The 20,140-nt window shown below is 73.3% G+C and carries 13 protein-coding genes; 5 read left to right on the forward strand and 8 right to left on the reverse strand.

The window, feature by feature from the left end:
• Nucleotides 1-90: 90 nt before the first annotated feature.
• Complete coding sequence (locus ACVUH9_RS17465) at nucleotides 91-1,230, forward strand: DUF559 domain-containing protein (RefSeq protein WP_475759190.1); 1,140 nt, start codon at nucleotides 91-93, stop codon at nucleotides 1,228-1,230.
• Between the two features lie 69 nt (nucleotides 1,231-1,299).
• On the opposite strand, the gene ACVUH9_RS17470 is transcribed toward ACVUH9_RS17465, so the two are convergent.
• Together ACVUH9_RS17470 and ACVUH9_RS17475 are read right to left on the reverse strand one after the other, a co-directional pair.
• On the reverse strand, nucleotides 1,300-4,290 hold the full coding sequence (locus tag ACVUH9_RS17470) for a hypothetical protein (protein WP_475759191.1): 2,991 nt from the start codon (nucleotides 4,288-4,290) through the stop codon (nucleotides 1,300-1,302).
• Nucleotides 4,287-6,287 carry a TolB family protein gene (locus tag ACVUH9_RS17475; protein WP_475759193.1) on the reverse strand — a complete coding sequence of 667 codons (2,001 nt, stop codon included), beginning with the start codon at nucleotides 6,285-6,287 and terminating at the stop codon, nucleotides 4,287-4,289. The genes ACVUH9_RS17470 and ACVUH9_RS17475 overlap by 4 nt, the downstream gene beginning before the upstream one ends.
• A 670-nt stretch (nucleotides 6,288-6,957) precedes the next feature.
• Between ACVUH9_RS17475 and meaB the strand changes: the two genes are divergently transcribed.
• Nucleotides 6,958-7,974: a methylmalonyl Co-A mutase-associated GTPase MeaB gene (gene meaB, locus ACVUH9_RS17480; protein ID WP_475759195.1), complete on the forward strand. Its 1,017-nt coding sequence runs from the start codon at nucleotides 6,958-6,960 to the stop codon at nucleotides 7,972-7,974.
• A 78-nt stretch (nucleotides 7,975-8,052) separates the two neighbouring features.
• Here the strand turns inward: meaB and mmsB are convergent, their stop codons facing one another.
• The 4 genes from mmsB to ACVUH9_RS17500 all read right to left on the reverse strand — a co-directional run bounded on the left by mmsB (nucleotide 8,053) and on the right by ACVUH9_RS17500 (nucleotide 12,935).
• Nucleotides 8,053-8,982 carry a 3-hydroxyisobutyrate dehydrogenase gene (gene mmsB, locus ACVUH9_RS17485; RefSeq protein WP_475759197.1) on the reverse strand — a complete coding sequence of 310 codons (930 nt, stop codon included), beginning with the start codon at nucleotides 8,980-8,982 and terminating at the stop codon, nucleotides 8,053-8,055.
• Nucleotides 8,979-10,064, reverse strand: a complete 1,086-nt coding sequence (locus ACVUH9_RS17490) for an enoyl-CoA hydratase/isomerase family protein (protein WP_475759199.1) — start codon at nucleotides 10,062-10,064, stop codon at nucleotides 8,979-8,981. The genes mmsB and ACVUH9_RS17490 overlap by 4 nt, the downstream gene beginning before the upstream one ends.
• A 76-nt stretch (nucleotides 10,065-10,140) precedes the next feature.
• On the reverse strand, nucleotides 10,141-11,307 hold the full coding sequence (locus ACVUH9_RS17495) for an acyl-CoA dehydrogenase family protein (protein ID WP_475759201.1): 1,167 nt from the start codon (nucleotides 11,305-11,307) through the stop codon (nucleotides 10,141-10,143).
• Between the two features lie 104 nt (nucleotides 11,308-11,411).
• On the reverse strand, nucleotides 11,412-12,935 hold the full coding sequence (locus ACVUH9_RS17500) for a CoA-acylating methylmalonate-semialdehyde dehydrogenase (RefSeq protein ID WP_475759203.1): 1,524 nt from the start codon (nucleotides 12,933-12,935) through the stop codon (nucleotides 11,412-11,414).
• A 195-nt stretch (nucleotides 12,936-13,130) separates the two neighbouring features.
• Between ACVUH9_RS17500 and ACVUH9_RS17505 the strand changes: the two genes are divergently transcribed.
• Nucleotides 13,131-14,672, forward strand: coding sequence for an MFS transporter (locus ACVUH9_RS17505; protein WP_475759205.1), 1,542 nt, complete (start codon nucleotides 13,131-13,133; stop codon nucleotides 14,670-14,672).
• On the opposite strand, the gene ACVUH9_RS17510 is transcribed toward ACVUH9_RS17505, so the two are convergent.
• Nucleotides 14,669-15,709, reverse strand: a complete 1,041-nt coding sequence (locus ACVUH9_RS17510; protein WP_475759207.1) for a L,D-transpeptidase — start codon at nucleotides 15,707-15,709, stop codon at nucleotides 14,669-14,671. The genes ACVUH9_RS17505 and ACVUH9_RS17510 overlap by 4 nt on opposite strands.
• Before the next feature lie 491 nt (nucleotides 15,710-16,200).
• On the opposite strand from ACVUH9_RS17510, the gene ACVUH9_RS17515 reads away from it, so the two are divergent.
• Nucleotides 16,201-17,868, forward strand: coding sequence for a sigma-70 family RNA polymerase sigma factor (locus ACVUH9_RS17515; RefSeq protein WP_475759209.1), 1,668 nt, complete (start codon nucleotides 16,201-16,203; stop codon nucleotides 17,866-17,868).
• Here ACVUH9_RS17515 and ACVUH9_RS17520 read toward each other — a convergent pair.
• Nucleotides 17,858-19,318, reverse strand: a complete 1,461-nt coding sequence (locus ACVUH9_RS17520) for an MFS transporter (protein ID WP_475759211.1) — start codon at nucleotides 19,316-19,318, stop codon at nucleotides 17,858-17,860. The two genes, ACVUH9_RS17515 and ACVUH9_RS17520, sit on opposite strands and share 11 nt — an antisense overlap.
• An 82-nt stretch (nucleotides 19,319-19,400) precedes the next feature.
• On the opposite strand from ACVUH9_RS17520, the gene ACVUH9_RS17525 reads away from it, so the two are divergent.
• A complete protein-coding gene (locus ACVUH9_RS17525; RefSeq protein ID WP_475759213.1) occupies nucleotides 19,401-20,063 on the forward strand; it encodes a TetR/AcrR family transcriptional regulator in 663 nt (220 codons plus the stop codon).
• Nucleotides 20,064-20,140 lie beyond the last annotated feature (77 nt).

Consider the following 20,140-nt stretch of genomic DNA (forward strand, 5'->3'; position numbering starts at 1 on the left):
TCCGCATCAGCAGGAAGTTGGCACAGGTTCGTCGTGCAATCGGCACGGCTTGACGGTCACCTGCGCGTCGAGGTGCGGCAGGATCGCCCCGTGTCCAACGAGCGGATCGCGGAGGTCGTCCTCCGGCAACACGGCGTCGTCGCCAGGCGGCAGCTGCTCGGATGCGGGCTCACCCCGGACGCGATCTCCTCGCGGATCCGCAACGGGCGTCTCGTCCTGGTGGTCCGGAGCGTCTACTCGCTCGGCCCCCACGTGAGTTCCTGGGGCCACCGGTACGCTGCCGTTCTCGCCGTCGACCCGCAGGTCGGATACGGGCCCAAGCCTCGTCGCGACGCCAGGGCCGGGAGACACGCCGAGGTCGGGACGGCCCCCAGAGCCGGGACGCGGGACATCGGCAGGGAGATCTACGCCGAGGTCGGCGCGACCCACCCGAGCCGCGACACCACGACCGGTGCCGTTCTCAGTCATTGGTCGGCCGCACAGGCCTACGGGCTGGCCCCGACGACGCGGCACCGTCAGCACGTGACGCTCACCGGAACGGGCGGCCGCACCTCCACCGCCGTGCGCACCCACCGGGCCCGGACGCTGCTGCCGGTCGAGGTCTCGATCGTCGAGGGGCTACCGGTCACGAGTCCGGCGCGGACGATCCTCGACTGCGCCACCGGAGCATCGGTCGGCCAAGTCCGGAAGCTGATTCGCGAGGCCGAGTACCAGCGGCTGCTCGGCCCGGGGGCGATCGCCGCTGCCCTGCGGCTCCGCCCCTACCACCCGGGTCGATCGGTCGCCCGGGAGGCGGACCCCCAGACGACCGAAGCGGCGCTCGGGCAGACCCCGCTGGAAGACCGCGTAGCCGTGCTCTTGGCCGGGCTGCCGCTCCCGGCCGCGGTTCCGCAGCACCCGCTCGTCGGGGCCAGCGGTCAGCGCTACCGGGCCGACTTCGCGTGGCTCGGGTTGCGCCTCATCGTCGAGGCCGACGGTCGCCCCGCCCACGACCGCAGCACCTCGTTCGACAGCGACCGTGCGCGTGACGCGGACCTCGCCGCCGCCGGCTGGATGACCCTGCGCTTCACCAGCGTGATGCTCCGCGATCCGTCCCGAGTCGCGGCGACGATCCTGGCCACCGCCAGAACGCGCGGATACGTCTCGCCCGCTGCCGCTCGGTCCGGCACGGCCGGCGGAGTAGACAGCGCCGGGGCTGCTGATGCGGGTTTCGGGCCTATACGGCGGTAAATCCGCATCAGCCCCACTCCAGCGGGGCACGCGGCGACCCATCCGCCGCCCGCCCCGCTGAGCCGCCCCCTACCGCTTCGCCTTCTTGATCGCCCGCAGGACGACGGTCTTCGTCGTCGTCTTGGCCTGCTTCGCCCCGGCGGGGGTGAACGAGGCCTTGACCGTCAGCTTCACGCTGCGACCGCGGTCGAGCTGACGGCGGGTCGCCGCGGCCAGCTTCGTCCGGACCGTCGCGACCGTCGCGTACTTGATCGAGCGGGTCGTCTTGACGATGCCCTTGCCCGAGAGCACGAGCTTGCCGGCGCTGATCCCGGTCACGGCGAGCTTGGCCGCGTCGCGGGTGCGGCCGTTGCCGACGATCCCGAGCGCGCAGGACGACGTCACCAGCAGCTCGGCCCGATGCTTGCGGCCGTTCTGCCCGGCGAACGACGCGCCGGCCCGCTGCGAGGAGCGCCGGGAGCAGTAGTCGCCGTTGGTGACCGCCAGGATCCCGTTCTTGCCACCGTTGATCGTGAGGTCGAACGAGCGCAGCGGCACGTCCGGGAGCTCGTCGAACGTGGTCGTCAGCTGGTTGTTCTCGACCGAGCTGCTGGCGGTGATCGGGATCGTGACCCCGTTGCCGTTCAGCGGCACGAACAGCTTCGGCAGCGTCTTGATGACGCGACCCGTCTTCGGATCCGTCCGCTCACCGCGCATGAAGTAGACCGGAGCGGTCAGCGGTTCGTGCAGGATCGACAGCGCCTTCGCGCTCCCGACGATCGACGACGCCGGGCAGGCGTTGGCGGCCGCAGCCGCCGGCTCGCACAGGCCCGAGGCGTTGTCGGCGTCCAGCGCCAACGACAGCGGCAGCTTCACCGCGACCTGCTTCTGGTTCGCATCACCGGCCCGCGGATCCATCCGCGCGGTCAGCGTCGGGTGCCCGTTGTCCGTGAACTCCTTCGCGGCCCCGGACAGCGAGAGGCCGAGCTTCGGCTGGAGCCCCGGCTCCGCGCAGCCGCCGACCTGGAAGCGGCTCGAGCGGTCGACCGTCGTGCCCTCGATCGAGCGCAGCCCGGCCGTGATCGCCGAGGGCGCGCAGCTGGTCGGGTTGAGCATGAAGCCCGGGCGGTCGAGGACCACGCCGATCGAGCGCATCCGCAGCGGCACGCCGCCGAGGATCGTCGGCAGCGGATCGGTCTCGACGGTCACCTGCGCGTCGGGCGCGATCCGGATCGCGGAGCGCACGACGACGGTCCCGAGGTCGTACGGTCCGGCGACCGCCGGGATCACCATCGCGAGGCCGTACGGCGCCCCGCGGTAGCCCTCGGTCAGGTACGCCTTGCCGGTCAGGCCGAGCGGACGCGGACCGGGACCGGAGAGGGTCTCGGTCCGGCCGACCTGCGAGGCCGCCGGGCAGTCGCCGGTGGCCGCCCGGGCCGCCGCGCAGAGCGGGACCGAGCCGACGTCGGCGACCAGGCCCTTGGGCATGCTGATCGTGGTGATCGCGCCGACCTCCTGGGTCCGGTCCTCACGCCCGATCTGGAGCGAGAAGGCGGTCGCGGCCCCGGCCTTGGCGTTGCTCACGCCGGCGCTGAACGTCGGCGTGAACGGCCGCGGCGCGCAGTCGTCGCTGCCCGGGAAGGCGAGCGTGCTGGCGAAGGTCTTGGCGACCGACGATGACCACGGGGTCAGCGCGACGGTGGCCTCGTCCTTGGCACAGACGGCCGGCGACGCGAGCACAGCCCGGTCCCCGGCGTCGAAGCTCAGCGCGAAGCGCGAGAACGGCTGCTCCGGCGAATCGAGGAACGAGGTCGTCAGCTGACCGGTCTTGGCGTCGGCGACGATCTCGCCCCGCAGCTTGATCCGCACGCCCTGGCCCTCGGCCACGACGTAGATCCGGTAGCGCCCGAGCGACGGCGACGGACCAACGATGATCGGCCCCTGCAGCTGCTTCTCGAGCAGCGGGGTGTCGATCGTGGCCGTCCCGACGCGCGAGGCGACGGGGCAGTCGACCGGGTCGGCGTTGCCGATCCCGATGCCGTCGTCGTCGCACGCCTCGAGCCCGGCTGCCGCCGACGGCGACATGCTCCAGCCCTTCGGCAGCGTGACGACGGCGTCGCGCAGGTCACTGCTGGTGATCTCGCCGGGCTCGCGCGTCTGCGGGAGCTTCAGCTCGACGTCGAGCCCGCTGGGCGCGTCGGCCGCGTCGGCCTTCGGGGTGATCGTGACCTCGGGCTCGAACGGCACGTCCTCGCAGCCCGTGCGCGCCGGCAACGTGACCGGGGTGTGCCGGAAGACCTCCGGGTGCTGCCAGGAGGCGACGCTGACCGTCGCGGTCAGGTCGGCGTCACAGCGGGTCGGGTTGCGCATGAACCCGCGCGGCGGCGCGGCACTCGGGCACAGGTTGCTGCTGTACAGGCAGAGGCCGCGATCGCCGTCGTGGGAGGGGTCGGCCGGCGAGCCCCACAGCGTCATGTCCTGCTTCAGCAGCCGGGCGGACTGGTTGATGTTCGCGACGTCGGTGTCGAGGCCGAAGTCGTCACCGCGCACGCTGGCGACCATCTCGACGTTCGGCGCCGAGGAGACGTTGAAGCCGAACGCCGCCGCCGTGTCGCCTTCGGGCGGCAGGTTGTAGACCGCCTGGTTCCGCACCAGGATGTTGTTGGGGTCCTGGAGGGTGTAGGTCAGCTGGACCACGCCGACCTGGGTCTCGACCGGACACGGCGCGTTGAGCGTGGTGAACAGGAACGGGTCGCACTGGGGAACGGCGCTCGGATCGCCGACGAGCCCCGGCGGCAGCGAGACCCGCACGTGCTTGACGCCCCCGTCCGGCAGCACCGGGGTGAGGGTGTTGAACGAGAACGCCGCCCGGAAGTCGGCGCGGGCGCCGGCCTGGGTCGGCGTGGCGCTGAGCTCGACGTCGTGGATGCCGAAGTCGGCCGAGGCCGCCGGGGCGGCGATGCCGGCCACCACCAGGGCGGCGGCGCAGACACGCAACGCACGACGCGCGGCACGGGCCGGACGCGGACGGGACATGGACTGGTCCTTGTTGGAGGTCGTCGGGACGGTTCGCGCGCTCATCGCGTGCCCTTCGTGCTCGCGCCGGCCTTGGCCTTCGACGCCTTCTTCGCGGCCTTCTTGGCCGGCTTCTTCGCGGTGAGGGTCACCGTCGCCTTCGACGCCTGGTCCGCGCCGCTGACCGACACGGTCACGGTCAACCTCAGGCGCCCCTTGCGCTTCAGCTCCGCCGCCGACGCCTTCGACAGCCGCAACGGCAACGTCACGCTGCCCGCGGCCTTGGTCGAGGTTCGCGCGCGGGCCGCCTGCTTGCCGCCGCTGGCCTTCGCCGTCGCGGTCACCGTGGCCGCAGCGTCGACGGTCACCTTCAGGCCGAAGCGACCGCTCCGCGCCCAGCTGCTGCGGTTCGCGGCGCTGATCGCCGTCACCTTGAAGCTGGTCCTCTTCGCGATCGGCTCGACCGGAATGCCCTCGTCGAAGACGCCGAGCGAGCCGAGGCCCACGGGCGCGAAGACCGTCGGGGCCTCGTCGGGCCGATCACAGGTGAGAACGCTGCACGGCGGCTCGGCCGCGGCCGGGAAGCCGCCGCCGATCCGCGCGTCGTAGATGTCGACGTAGCCACCGTCGGTGTCGTCGGCGGCCAGCGTCTCGTTGGTCCGGAGGAAGACGTCGCGGCCGTCGGCGCTGAGGGCGACCACACGCGCCGTCTTGCCCGCCGTTCCGTTCGAGATCAGGAAGAGCCCGTCGTCGTCGTAGCCGTAGACGTCAGGAAGGCCGTTGGTGTCCTCCGGGAGCAGATCCTGGCCGACATCGAAGACGACCAGCTTGCCGTCGTCGGTGATCCCGCGAGACATCGACATCCCGACCGACGTGAGGTACTCCCCGTCGACCAGGCTGGCGTTCTGCGTCACCGGCGAGCCGTCGGGGGGGCACGAGAGACAGCTGATCGTGTTGCCGTCGATGTCGTAGCGGTAGACGGCCTGCTTCGCGCCGTTGAGGACCGTGTTCGTCAGCTTCGCCCGGCTGGCGAAGACGAACGAGCTGCCGTCAGGCGTCAGGCCGAACGGGACGTAGCCATCGCCCCGGCTCCAGAGCGAGGCGTCGCCGTTGTGGAGCGGGCTGACGTGGTGCACGCCGTCGTCGTCGACGTAGAAGAGGTTCTGCCCGACGGGCACTCCGGGAACCAGCGCCGCGTTCGACAGGACGTAGATCCGCGAGCCGTCCGGCGACAGCTTCACGCCCGCCAGTGCGCCGCCGAACAGCAGCCGCAGCGTCCCGCTGGCGACGTCGTAGGAGTAGAACCCACCGCCGACGGGCGCGTTCGCGGTCAGCTGGCTGGTGGACGAGAAGTAGACCCGCGAGCCGTCGGCCGTCGCGGCCCAGTAGGTCGAGCCCGCCGTACCGGGGGCCCCGCCCGTGTCGGCCGAGATCAGCTTCGTGACCTGCCCGCGGCGCATGTACAGCTGCGGCGTCCCGGTCGTGGTGGTGAAGAAGGCGGTCTGTCCGTCGTCGGAGAGCGCGTTCAGGTCCCCGGCCCGGCCGTTGCCCAGCTGGGCGCCGCCGGAGGGAAGGTTCCCCGGCAGGACGCTGAGCAGCTCGACGCCGTCGGGACCGGAGCGGTACAGCTCTCCGGCACCGGGGATGCCCGGCAACATGAGCTTCGAGGTCTTGAGGATCGCGTAGCGCCCGTCGGCGCTGTTGTTGACCACCGCGGCCGCTGCCGCGGAGGTGTCCGGCAGCGTCAGCGCGGGGCTGATCCAGGTCGAGGTGCCACCGGCGACGACCTTCGAGACGTCCGCCAGGCCGTTGGCGTCGCTCGGGCCCAACGCCCCGATGCTCGAGACGAAGGCCGTACGCAGATCGTCGCTGAGCCCCTGGAGCGTGAGGCCCATGGGGAGCAGCGGATTGGGCTCGAACAGCTTCGGGACCAGCGCGTCCGACCGCCAGCCGGTCGGGCCCCGCCGGGCGGTGTAGAAGCTGTTGAAGACGGCGTTCGGCATCTCCCCGATGGCGGCGAAGGAGCCGAAGGCCAGATCGTTGCCCTCGGGCGTGGCGCGCACGCCGTTTGCGATCCGGTTCCCGCCCTTGCCTCCGGGGGTCACGCGTTCGAAGACCCGTTCCGGTCGGTCCGCGTGCGCGGCGGACGGGACGACGGCGGCGAGGGCCGACCCCGCCAGGACGGCGGCAAGGGCGGCGGTGCCGACCCGGCGGCGTGCGGATTGACGGGCACTCCCGGGACCGTCGGTGGACAGGGGTTCGGATGACGCACCGGTCGGCACCTGTGTGGCGCTCCCCGAGCGCCGTTCCCTGCTGCGTGGCAAGAGCACTTCTCCCTCGTCGATGACTACTGACGCCAGGTTGCTACCAAGCGTCGGAAGATCATAGACAGAACGTGTCACCGCTCGGGGAAAGATTTGTCTTACGATCAAGTTCGGACCGTCCAGGCCATAACTATTCTGATTTGCAGGTATTTCGTTGTGGCGCACACCGTTTCCTGATAGACATGCGCGGGCAGGGAGGCGGGCGCTGACGTGAACAGTGCCCGCGACGCATGGCCCAGGCGGGGCCCCCGAACGTGGCCCCGAGAGGCGCACGAGCCGCCCCCGGCGGCGGCGTTCGCGGTCGACTAGAGTCGTCCGGCGCGACCCCGCGGCGGCGCAGCGCGCCTGCCGTCGTCCGCGTTCGCGCCTCCGCCCCACCTGCGTCCCGACCCCGCCTGCCCGACCTTCGATGCGCCCGCGCCCCTCCGTTGATGACCTCGTCGCCGGCCTGACCGCCGGCAACCGGGCGGTCCTCGCCCGCGCGATCACGCTCGCCGAGAGCACGCTCGCCTCCGACCGGGCGCTCGCCCAGGAGGTGATGGCCCGGTTGGGGCGGGAGGGACTCGCATCAGGCGGCGCGCGCCGGATCGGCCTCACCGGGGTCCCCGGCGCGGGCAAGTCGACGACGATCGAGGCGCTCGGCGTCTGGCTGGTCGAGCGCGGCCACAAGGTCGCGGTGCTCGCCGTCGACCCCTCGAGCACCCGCCAGGGCGGCAGCATCCTCGGCGACAAGACCCGGATGCAGCGGCTGAGCGTGCTCGACGACGCCTTCATCCGGCCGTCGCCGACGTCCGGCGTGCTCGGCGGCGTCGCCCGTCGCACGCGCGAGGCGATGGTCCTCTGCGAGGCCGCCGGCTTCGACGTGATCATCGTCGAGTCGGTCGGGGTCGGCCAGTCCGAGGCCGAGCTCGCCGAGCTGGTCGACTGCGTCTGCCTGCTGCTGGTGCCCGGCGCCGGCGACGAGCTCCAGGGGATCAAGCGCGGGATCGTCGAGGTCGCCGATCTGATCGTCGTCAACAAGGCCGACGGCGACGCGCTCAGGCTCGCCAAGCGGGCAGCGGGCGACTACCGCCACGCGCTGCGGATGCTGCCCGACGCGACGCCCGGCTGGAAGACGCCGGTCCTGACCGCCAGCGCCGTCGAGGGCACCGGTCTCGCCGAGATCTGGGAGACGGTCGAGGCGCACCGCGCCCACGCCGAGCAGAGCGGCGAGCTGGAACGGCGGCGCGCGGCCCAGCAGCTCGGCTGGTTGCGGCAGCAGGTCGAGGAGGTCGTGCTCGCGGCCTTCCACCAGCGACCCGGCGTCGCCGAGGCGATGGACGCGGCCCAGCAGGCCGTCCGCGAGGCGACCGCGACCGTGCCGCAGGCGGCGGCCCGGGTGCTCGAGGCCGGCTTCGGTCCGGGCGAAGCCCCGCAGATCGCCTAGCGTCCGGCCCCGCGCCGCCCGCCGGACCGGTCGGGTCGCCGAGCGTGGAGGGGCGGGCCGGTCCGGCCCGCCCGCCGTTCAGCCGTCGATCCCCGACCGCTCGGCGATCTCGCGGTAGACGACCGAGAAGTCCTTGCCCGAGCGCTCGCCCTCGTTGAGCGACGCGTAGACCTGAGCGGCGTGGCGACCGAGCTCGGCGTGGACGCCGTTCTTCTCGACCGCGGCGATCGCCAGGCCGAGGTCCTTGTTCATCAGGCCGACCGCGAAGCCCGCCTGGTAGTCGCGGTTGGCCGGGCTCGCCGGGACCGGGCCGGGCACCGGGCAGTTGACGTTCAGGGCCCAGCAGGTGCCGGTCGCGACCGAGGCGACGTCGAAGAACGCCTGGTCGTCGACGCCGAGCTTCTCGGCCAGCGCGAACGCCTCGCCGACGCCGATCTGGTGGATCGCCAGCAGCATGTTGTTGCAGAGCTTCACCGCCTCGCCGGCGCCGGAGTCGCCGCAGCGGACGGCCTTCGCGCCGAGCACATCGAGCACCGGCGCGGCGGCGGCGAACGCGGCCTCGCTGCCGCCGACCATGAACGCGAGCGTGCCCGCCTCGGCTCCGACCACGCCGCCGGAGACCGGCGCGTCGAGCGCCAGCAGCCCGGCCGCCTCGGCCTCGGCCGCCGCGGTGCGGGCGTCGTCGACGTCGATCGTCGAGGTGTCGATCAGCAGCGCGCCGGGCTTGGCGTTCGCGAAGACACCGTCGTCGCCGCGGTAGACGCCGAGCACCAGCGCGCCGTTCGGCAGCGAGGTCAGGACGACGTCGGCCCCGTCGACGGCCGCGGCGACGCTCGCGACCGGCGTGACCCCGCCGGCCTCGGCCTTGGCCAGCAGCTCGGGCACGAGGTCGAAGCCGTGGACCGCGTAGCCGGCCTTCGCCAGATTGACGGCCATCGGGCCGCCCATGTGGCCGAGGCCGATGAAGCCGACGGTGGTCGTCGTCGGGTCGCTCAGGTCGAGGCTCATGCGCTCAGCTCCAGGTCGTTGTCGCCCAGCGGGGCGAAGTAGCGGTCGAGGTCGGCGTCGGCGACGTCCTCCAACTGCGACGGCTGCCACTGCGGGTTGCGGTCCTTGTCGATCACCTGCGCGCGGATCCCCTCGACGAAGTCGGGGGTGTCGAGGAACGCCGACGAGATCCGGAACTCCTCGACCAGCGCCGCCTCCAGGCTCGGCAGCTCGCGGGCGCTGCGGAGGCCGCGGAGCGTGACCTTGAGCGAGGTCGGCGACTTCGCTGCCAGCGCCGCCGCGGCCTTCGCCGCCTCCGGCTCGTCGCGCTCGCCGAGCCGGGCGACGATCTCCTCGACCGTGTCGGCCGCGTAGGCCTGATCGATCCAGCGACGGGCCGCGGAGAGCTTGCCGCGCGGGATCTCGACGTCGACGTCCTCGGCGTGCTCGATCGCGAGGTCGACGTTCTCCGTCTCCAGCTCGGCGAGCAGGCCCGGGATCGCGGCCGTGGCGATGATCCGGTCGGCGAGGCCGGCGGCGATCGCGTCGTGCGCGCCGAGCCGGTCGCCGGTCAGCGCGAGGTGGGTGCCGAGCTCGCCCGGGGCGTGGGCCAGCAGCCAGGTGCCGCCGACGTCGGGCGCGAAGCCGATCCCGACCTCGGGCATCGCGCTCAGCAGCCGCTCGGTCGCGAGCCGATGGCTGGCGTGGGCCGAGAGCCCGATCCCGCCGCCCATCACGACCCCGTCCATGATCGCCACGAACGGCTTCGGGAAGCTGGCGATCCGCGCGTTGAGCCGGTACTCCTCGGCCCAGAAGGTCAGCGCCGGCTGGTGCTCGCCGCTCTTGGCCGCCTCGTGCAGGACGGTGATGTCGCCGCCGGCGCAGAGCCCGCGCTCGCCGGCGCCGTCGAGCAGCACGACCCCGATCGCCGGGTCGTTCTCGAAGCGGTCGAGCGCGGCATCGAGCGCCCGCACCATCCCGAGCGTCAGCGCGTTGATCGCCTTCGGCCGGTTGAGGGTCAGGCGCCCGAGCCGGCCGGCCGTCCGGACGAGGAGCTCGTCGCTGGAGGTCTCGGTGGCGGGGCCCGCGTTCGCGTCGCTCATGCAGCTCTCCTCGCGAGGGCCTTGCGCGAGGCGGTCGCGCGCGGCAGCTCGTTGGTGACGGGTGGGGTCCCGACGATCATGCGCCGATCCGTCCCAGCACGTCCCGGGAGACGATCACGCGCATCACCTCGTTGGTCCCCTCGATGATCTGGTGCGCCCGCAGGTCGCGGACGATCTTCTCCAGACCGTACTCGCTGAGGTACCCGTAGCCGCCGTGCAGCTGGAGCGCCGTGTCGGCGACCTCGATCGCGACGTCGGTGGCGACCCGCTTGGCCATCGCGCAGAGCCGGGTCCTGTCCGGGTCGCCGGCGTCGAGCGCGGCGGCGGCGCGCCAGAGGAAGGTCCGGGCCATCTCCAACTCGGTGGCCATGTCGGCGACCGAGAACTGGATGCTCTGGAAGCGCCCGATCGGCCCGCCGAACTGCTCGCGCTCGCCGACGTAGCGGATGGTCTTCTCGAGCGCGGACTGTCCGCCGCCGATCGAGCAGGCGGCGATGTTGAGGCGCCCGCCGTCGAGGCCGGCCATCGCGATCGAGAAGCCGCTGCCCTCCTCGCCGAGCCGGTTGGCGGCCGGGATCCGGAGGTTGTCGAAGTTGACGGCGGCGGTCGGCTGCGCCCGCCAGCCCATCTTCTCCTCCTGCTTGCCGAACGAGAGCCCGGGCGTGCCGTCCTCGATCACGAAGGCGGTGATCCCCCTCGGCCCGGGCGCGCCGGTCCGCGCCATCACCACGTAGACGCCGGCCGAGCCCGCGCCGGAGATGAACTGCTTGCTGCCGTTGAGGACGTACTCGTCGCCGTCGCGCGCGGCCGTGGTCGCGAGCGCGGCGGCGTCGGAGCCGGCCCCCGCCTCGGTCAGGCAGTAGGCGCCGAGCAGCTCCATCGACGCCATCCGCGGGATCCATCTCTCGCGCTGCTCGTCGCTGCCGAAGCGGTCGACCATCCAGGTCGCCATGTTGTGGATCGAGGTGTAGGCCGCGATCGTCGGGCAACCGGTCCCGAGCGCCTCGAAGATCAGCGCCGCGTCGAGCCGGGTCAGGCCCGAGCCGCCGAACCGCTCGTCGCAGTAGATCGCGCCGAAGCCCAGCTCCGCCCCCGCCCGCAGGACGTCGACGGGCAGGGTCTTGTCGTGATCCCAGTCGACGGCGTGGGGTGCGATCCGCTCGTCGGCGAACGCGCGCGCCATCGCCTGGATCTCGCGCTGGTCGTCGTCGAGGTGGAACGGGGCGGTGGTGGTCACGGACATGGCGGCGGTCTCGTTCGGTGGTGAGGAAGGGCGGGGGCGGGAGGTGACGCGGGGTGCCGGGTCGCGCGCCGGTCGCCACCGGCGCGCGGACCCGAGCGACCGGGCTAGTGCATCTGCGGCATCACGAAGGACGCGCCGCCGGGATGGGCGGGATCGACGTCCATGCCCTGCGGCCAGCGCTGCGTGACCGTCTTCGTCTTCGTGTAGAAGCGGAACGCGTCGGGGCCGTGCTGGTTGAGATCACCGAAGCCGGACTTCTTCCAGCCACCGAACGTGTGGTAGGCGATCGGCACCGGGATCGGCACGTTGATCCCGATCATGCCGGTGTCGACCCGGCGCGCGAACTCGCGGGCGGTGTGGCCGTCGCGGGTGAAGATCGCCGCGCCGTTGCCGTAGTCGTGCTCGGACGGGAGCGCCAGCGCCTCCTCGAAGTCGTCGGCGCGGACGACCATCAGCGCCGGCCCGAAGATCTCCTCCTGGTAGATCCGGTGCTCGCGCTTGACGTGGTCGAACAGCGAGCCGCCAACGTAGAAGCCCTCGGGATCGCCGCTGATCTGCGCCTCGCGGCCGTCGACGACCAGCTCGGCGCCCTCGTCGACGCCGATCTGGATGTAGTCGAGCACCCGCTGCTTGGCCGCCGGGGTGACCAGCGGGCCGTAGTCGACGTCGGGGTCGCTCGGGGCACCGACCCGCAGCGCGCGGACCCGCTCGGCGAGCGCGGCGACGAGCTTGTCGCCGGTCTCCTTGCCGACCGGGACCGCGACCGAGATCGCCATGCAGCGCTCGCCGGCCGAGCCGTAGCCGGCCCCGATCAGGGCGTCGACGACGTCGTTCATGTCCGCGTCGGGCATCACGATCGCGTGGTTCTTGGCCCCGCCGAAGCACTGCGCGCGCTTGCCGGTCGCGGCCGCGGTCTCGTAGATGTACTGGGCGATCGGGGTCGAGCCGACGAAGCCGACGGCGCGGATGTCCTCGTCGTGGAGGATCGCGTCGACCGCGACCTTGTCGCCGTTGACGACGTTGAGGATCCCGGCGGGCAGCCCGGCCTCGAGCGCGAGCTCGGCCAGCCGCAGCGGCACCGAGGGGTCGCGCTCGGACGGCTTGAGGACGAACGCGTTGCCGGCCGCGATCGCCGGGCCGAGCTTCCAGAGCGGGATCATCGCCGGGAAGTTGAACGGGGTGATGCCGGAGACGACGCCGAGCGGCTGGCGCATCGAGTAGACGTCGATCCCGGTGCCGGCGGCGTCGGAGTACTCGCCCTTGAGCAGGTGCGGGACGCCGATCGCGAACTCGACGACCTCGAGCCCACGCTGGATGTCGCCCTTGGCGTCGGGGACGGTCTTGCCGTGCTCGCTCGAGAGCAGCTCGGCCAGCGGCTGCATGTTCTGGTTGATCAGGTCGACGAACCGCATCAGCACGCGGGCGCGCTTCTGCGGGTTGGTCGCGGCCCAGGCGGGCTGCGCGGCGGCGGCGTTCTCGACCGCGGCGCGGACCTCCTCGGTGCTCGCCAGCGCGACACGGGACTGGACCTTGCCCGTGCTCGGGTCGAAGACGTCGGCGTAGTTGCCGGACGTGCCGTCGACGCGCTTGCCGCCGATGAAGTGCGGGATGACCGGGATGGAGCTCATGTCGGTGCGTGGCCTCTGTCGTGACGGACGCCGGAACGGCGCGCTGGACGGCACCCGGCTCGACGCCAGGCGCACTTCCCAATATAGGCGGAAGTCCGACTATCTGCAAGCCGCACTTTTGCCGGGGCGGCCCGCCGGAGGGCCCGCACGACTCACGCGGCCGACCCGGAAAAGCTTTCGTCGTACAATCAAACTGTGCCGTCGCCGTCGCCCACCGAACGACCGCCCGCCCCCGGGCGGCTGTTCGTTCCCGGACTGCTCTTCATCGGCATGGTGGTCTCGGTCATCAGCAGCCTCGGGGCCCCGCTGATCCCGACGATCGCCGACGACCTCCACGTCAGCCTCGGCAGCGCCCAGTGGTCGCTGACGGCGACGATGCTGGTCGGGGCGGTCGCCTCCCCGATCGTGGGGCGGCTCGGCGACGGTCCGCGTCGGCGCCAGGTCCTGCTCGGCTGCCTCGTCGCGGTCACGATCGGCGGCGCGTTGGCGGCGGTCGCGGGATCGCTCGCCGTGCTCGTCGCGGGCCGCGCGCTCCAGGGCATGGGGTTGGCGCTGATGCCGCTGACGATGGCGACCGCCCGCGATCGGCTCCCCGCGACGCGCGCGCCCGCGGTGATCGGTGCGCTCTCGGTCACGACCGCCGTCGGCGTCGGGCTCGGCTACCCGATCACCGGTCTGATCGCCGAGTACCTCGACGTCTCCGCCGCCTTCTGGTTCGGGGCGATCACCAGCGCGCTGGCGCTGCTGGTGGCGGTCCTGATCGTCCCCGACACCCGCCATCTGCCGCGGCTGGGCCGGATCGACCTGCCCGGCGCGGGCCTGATCGCGGTCGGGCTGGTCGCGCTGCTGGTGGCGCTCGAGAAGGGGCCCGACTGGAGCTGGACCGCCGGACGCACGCTCGTGCTGCTGGCCGTCGCCGCCGTCGCGCTGGCACTCTGGGCCCGCCACGAGCTGCGGACCCCGCAGCCGCTGGTCGACCTGCGCCTGCTCCGCCACCGGGCGGTCCTGACCGCGAACGTCGCCGGACTGATGATCGGGATGGCGATGTACCTGAGCATCTCGCTGATCACCCAGGTGGTCCAGCTCGGCGGCGGGCTCCACGAGACGGTCTTCGTCGCCGGCCTGACGCTGCTGCCGCTGTCCGCGCTGAGCTTCGCGTCGAGCGCCGCGCTGCCGCGGCTCCAGCGCCGGTTCGGGACTCGCGCGACGATCCCCGTCGGGGCCGTCGCGCTCAGCATCGCCGCGCTCTTCTTCGCTCTCACCGGCGACCACCTCTGGCAGGCCTTCGTGACGATGGCGCTGGTCGGGATCGGCGTCGGCTTCACCTTCGCGGCGATGCCGGCCCTGATCGCCGGGGCCGTCCCCGCGAGCGAGACCAGCAGCGCGATGAGCTTCTACCAAGTCACCCGCTACGTCGGCTTCGCCGTCGGCAGCGGACTCGCGGTGACGCTGCTGCGGGCGTTCGGGACCGACGGCGTGCCGACCCCCGATGCCTACCGCTCGACCTTCCTCGTCGCGGTCGTGCTCGGACTGGCGGCCGCAGTCGCCGCCTGGTTCCTGCCCGGCCGCGGCGGGGCGTCCGACGACCGGTCCGGAGCGGCACCGCTCTCACCGGAGCTGGAGCGGCTGGAGGTCGAGGAGGGGATCGTGGCCGCCGCGGGCCACGAGATGCTCGACGACGAGCCGATCCTGGCCCGCCGCACCCCCGAGGACGTCCGCGGCTGGCCCGACGACTAGCGGGAGATCAGGACCGGCGTGCCGCCGCCGAGCCGGGCGCGGAGCCAGAGCAGGTCCCTGTTGTCGGCCCGCACGCAGCCGTGCGAGCGGGCGCTGCCCAGCGGATCGGCCAGCGCGGCGGGTCCGCGACCGTGGATCGCCACCACCCCGGGGCCCCCGCCGTAGTCCTCCAGCACGTCGGAGAACGCCGTCAGGTGCAGCGCGCCCGGACCGATGAAGCCGCGGGCGTCGCGCTGGTGGGTGGACTCGTAGACCGCGAACAGGCCGGTCGGGGTCGGCGTGCCCGGGGCCCCGACGACGACCCGCAGCCGCCGCACCTGCTCGCCCCGCAGGTACACGCGCACGAGCTTCCGGCTGGTGCTCACCGAGACGAACCACGGCGTCCGCTCGACGACGACCGAGGCCGCCGGGATCCACGCCCAGGTGCGGTTGGGGCGGCGCGGGACCGAGGCCCGCAGCCAGGCCCGTCCGCGATCGTCGTAGCGGGCCCGGTCGATCAGCAGCCGGGTCGGCTGCCCGGCGTAGCGAGTCCGCGTCGTCGCCCGCCAGAGCGTGCCGCCCGCGTTCGGGGCCTTCCGCGCCACCGTCGACTCCAGCAGCTTGGCCACGAACGCCCCACGGGTCCGCGACGGCGCCCGCAGCGGGATCGCCGCGCCGGGCGTGCCGTCGGCCTCGACGGCGGCGCGGAGGGCGGTCAGCTCCGCCGCCGGCGTCGCGCGCGCCACCCGGCGGCCCGTCCGCTTCCGCGTCGTGTCGGCCTTGGCCACCGTCCGGGATCGGCCGGCGCTGGTCCCGTCGGGCCGGGTCACGATCGTCGTGCCGTCGGCCTGGGTCACCGTCTCGGTCCCGTCGGGACGGGTCACCGTCGTCGTCCCGGTCGAGCTGATCACCGTGGTCGTGCCGTCGGCCGCGGTCGTGCCCTCGACCGAGATCGCGGCGGGGGCTCCCGACGCGGTGGTCACGGTGCTCGTCCCGACATCCGCCCCGGCCGCCCCGGCCACCGGACCCGCGCTCAGCGCGACGATGGCGGCGGCCACCGCCGCCGCACCTCCGGACCGCCAGCTCATCCGATCACGAGCGATTCGTCGAGGGCCAGCGCGACCAGCGCCACCCACAGCGCCGTCGCGGCCCGCGGCATCGTCTGTTCGGTCCTCACTGCTCGAAACACCAGGTCACCCTTTGCTCTCGGTCGACCGCGACGCCCGACGCGTCGAGCGGCGGGGCACGGTGGCCGCCACCGGGCCGGCACCGCAGCGTGTGCGGACCCCCGGTGGCTGGCTGATCGTCGAGGGGTCGTCCCGGCCTGCGGGATTCCCCCCCTCGACTTCCGCAACGTTGCGTGCCCCCGCTCGGACGCCTCGCGGGCGCGCTTCGCCGCGCGGGCGGAGCGCGAACAACCGACGATCCTGTTACGGAGGGCTGCTACGGTAATCGCCCCCGCCGAATCGCACCGCCGGTGCGACACCGGGGAAGCCGCCGCCCCCCCCAGCGCCCGCCGCCTCAGCGCGTTCGGTCGCTCGCGACGCCCATGCACGACGACCTCCACAACCACGCCGGCTCGGCCCTCGGCACCACGCTGCCGTCGGTCCGCAACGCCCAGGACCTCCTCCAGCGCGACTACGAGCGGCTCCGCCCAATCGTCGGGCGGATCGTCGGCAGCCGACTCCGCAACGCCGTCGGCTGGGTCGACGAAGCCGTGGTCGACGCGGCCTACAACCAGGCCTGGCACGCGGTCTACCTGAAGCTCGCCGAGGGCGAGAGCATCGACGACCTCAGCGCGCTGCTGGTCACGATCACCCACCGCCGCGCGATCGACGACCTCCGGACCCAGCACTGGGACCGCCAGGCCAACGAGACCCTCGACGACCAGCGCGCGTTCGAGCAGGACCTCGACTCCCAGCTCGACGACCAGGTCCGCCTCCAGCACGCCTTCGAGGCGATGCGCGAGAAGCTCAACCAGCGCGAGCGACACGCCGCGGTCCTCTGCTACGTCCTCGGCCACAGCCGCCCGGAGGCCGCCGTCCAGCTCGGCGTCAGCCGCAAGCGGATGGAGAAGATCATGGACGGCGTGTCGGGGAAGCTGGCGCAGCTGACGCCCGGCCTCGGCAGCCAGCAGTGGTGCCGCGAGCGCGCCGGCCTGATCCGCTCCTACGCGCTCGGGCTGCTCGATCCGGAGAGCGAGCGCTACGCCCAGGCCAGCCAGCACCTCGAGGGGTGCGCGGCCTGTCGGCGCCAGGTGCTCGTCGTCCGCGGGCTCGGCGCTGTCGTGCCCCCGTGGCCGCTGCTGGTCCTGCTCAAGTCGTCGGCGGTCGCCGGGACCACCGCCAGCGCCGGAGCCGGAGCGTCGGCCGGCGCCCCCGCGGCCACGACCCCGGCGACGAGCTCGCCGTCCGGCCCCTGGTCGACGGTGCGCGGCAACGTCCGCCCGGCGACCGTCGCCGGGGTCGCAGTCGCCGCCGCCGTCGTCGCGGCGGTCGCGGCAGCCGCGATCACGCAGCCCGGCTTCCTCGGCGGGAACGAGGCGAAGAACGAGGGCGCGGCGACCGCCCAGTCGAACGCCGCCCCGGCCGCACCCGGAAGCGGCGCTGCAGCGGGTTCCGGTTCCGGCGGCGGCGGAGGCGGCAGCTCGTCGTCGTCCGCGTCGAGCACGGCGAAGAAGCAGGCGAAGGCCCAGGCCAAGCCGAGCAAGCCGTCGCGGTCGTCCGGCTCCGCCGCGACCACCGACGCCGCCACCACCGGCAACGCTCCGTCGACCCTCGCGCTCGCGACGGCCGCACCGGTCGCACCCGCGTCGATCGAGCCGACGGAGCCCGATGCCCCGGTCACCTCCGGCCCCGCCAGCTCGGGCGGCTCGTCGGGCGGCTCCTCCGAGTCCGGCTCCTCCGGCTCCTCCAACGGCTCGTCCGGCTCGCCCGGCTCGTCGAAGCCGAACCGACCCAGCAAGCCCAGCCGTCCGCAGGCCAGCAAGCCGCCGCAGCCCGACCGGCTGCCGGTCACGAAGCCGCCGGTCGCCACCCCGCCCGTCGTGACCCCGCCGGTCACCGTCGTGCCGCCGATCACCACGCCCGTGCCGCCGACGACGGTCCCCGTCCCGCCCGACGTCGACCCGCCGGTGGTGGACCCGCCGCTGGACCCGCCGGTCGACCCGCCCGACGACTGCACGCTGCTCGTCAACGGGGTCTGCGTCATCCCCTGAGCGGGTCCCGCGCCGCCGGCAGGAACCCGCTCAGCAGCGCCGCCGAGGCGATCGCCCCGGCGGCGACCGTCAGGCCCAGCTGCTGCCCGTCGCTGAGGGCCGCGACCGGCCCGGCCCCGGCGGTCAGCCGCGAGGCTTCGTGCGAGGCCGCGATCGTCACCAGCGCAGCCAACCCGATCGCCCCGCCGACCTGCCGCGCGCTGTTGTGGATCCCCGAGGCCATGCCGGCCTCCTCCGGGGCGACGCCGGAGGTCGCCGCCGCGGTCGCGGGCACGAAGCAGAGCCCGAGCCCGAAGCTCGTGACCAGCATCGGCCCGAGCAGCGCCCCGAGGAAGCGCGAGTCGACTCCGGCCTGCGCGAACCAGAGCATCCCCGCGGCGGCCAGCAGCGCCCCGGCGATCAGCAGCGGGCGCGGTCCGCGGCGGACGACCAGGCGCATCGCCGCGACCGAGCCGGCGATCAAGCCGACGCAGAAGGGCAGGAACAGCAGGCCGGTCGTCGCCGGGGCGTAGCCCAGCACCTGCTGGACCTGGAGCGAGACGAAGTAGAAGGCGGCGAACTGCCCGGAGCAGACGAGCATCACGACGAGGTTCGCGATCCCCGGCCCGCGGCGCACCAGCAGCCCGATCCGGATCAGCGGCTCCGCCGCGACGCGGGCCTCGACGATCACGAAGGCGACGAGCAGGCCGACGGCGACCGCGAGCGTCGCGACGGTCGTGAGCGAGCCCCAGCCGTGCTGGCCGGTCCGGACCACGCCGAGGACCAGGGTCGTCATCCCGGCGGTCGCCAGCAGCGCGCCGGCGACGTCCGGCCGGTGGCGCGCGGCGGCCGCACTCCCGTGGGCGCCGACCGGACGGGTGCGGGCTCGCCCGCGCGGCAGGACCCGCCAGCCGAGCCCGAGCGCGGCGAGCGCGATCGGCACGTTGATCAGCAGCACCCACCGCCACGAGGCGTAGTCGGAGAGGACGCCGCCGAGCAGCACCCCCAGTGCCCCGCCCGTCGCAGCCAGGATCGTCCAGACCGTCAAGGCCCGCGTCCGCGCCGGCCCCTCGGCGAAGGTCGTCATCAGGATCGAGAGCGCCGCCGGGGCCATCCCCGCTGCCGCCACGCCCTGCACGGCGCGCGCGGCGATCAGCGTCCCGGAGCTGCTCGCGAGGCCGCCGACGACGCTCGCGACCGCGAACAGCGCCGCCGCGCCGAGGAAGACCGGCCGCCGCCCGAGCAGGTCGCCGAGCCGTCCGCCGAGCAGCAGCAGGCCGCCGAAGGCGAGCGTGTAGGCGTTGACGACCCACGCCAGATCGGCCGCGGAGAAGCCCAGCGCCGAACGGATCTCGGGCAGGGCGATGTTCACCACCGACATGTCGAGGGCGACCATCAACTGCGCGATCGAGACCGCCACCAGGATCGCTCCGGGCCGGACGATCCCCGCTGGGAGTTGCTTTTCGTACATGTACGAAAAATAGCAGCAGAGTTCGGGTCACCAAACTCCAGGCCCGCGCCACACCCATCCGCCGAGCTGAGACGATGTCGTCGTGGCCCCCTCCGTCAGCGACGCGCCCCGCGGGGGCCGGCCGCCCCGCATCGACCGCGACGCGATCGTCGCCCGAGCGCGGGGGATCCTCGAGGCCGACGGGCTCGCGGCCCTGACCATGCGGCGACTCGCCCGCGAGCTCGACGTCAGCCCGATGAGCCTCTACCACCACGTCGCGGACAAGGACGAGCTGCTCGTGCTCGTGCTCGACGCCCAGGTCGCCGACGTCGCGTTCCCGGCCCCGCTGCCCGACCCGCGGGCCCGGATCGTCGCCCACGCCGCGTTCATCCGCGGGATCCTCGACGCCCACCCGTGGGTGCTGGAGGCGATCACGTCGGGCGACCGCTTCGCCCCCCGCGTCCTGCCACTCGTCGAGTCGATGATCGCGGCCTTCCACGAGTGCGGATTGGCCCCCGAGCCGGCCTATCTCGCGTATCGGGCCGTCTGGTTCCAGCTGCTCGGCGAGCTGACCTACCGGCACGCGGCGGGCCACAGCGCCGCCGAGACCGGCCGCCCGACCGCGGCCGCCCGCGCGATGGCCGGCCTCGATCCGGCCACGACCCCGCTGCTGGTCGCCGCAACGCAGGACTGGCCCGCGGTCGCCGAGCGCTACGATCCCGATCTGGCGATCGCCGCACTCGTCGACGGCCTGATCCGCAGCTGAGGGCCCCTGGTCCGCCATTCGTCGACTGGGCCGTACGGGCGGCCAGAATGGGCCCTGCCGCCACCAAACGGCTGGTA

The sequence above is a fragment of the Patulibacter ginsengiterrae genome (assembly GCF_056269115.1).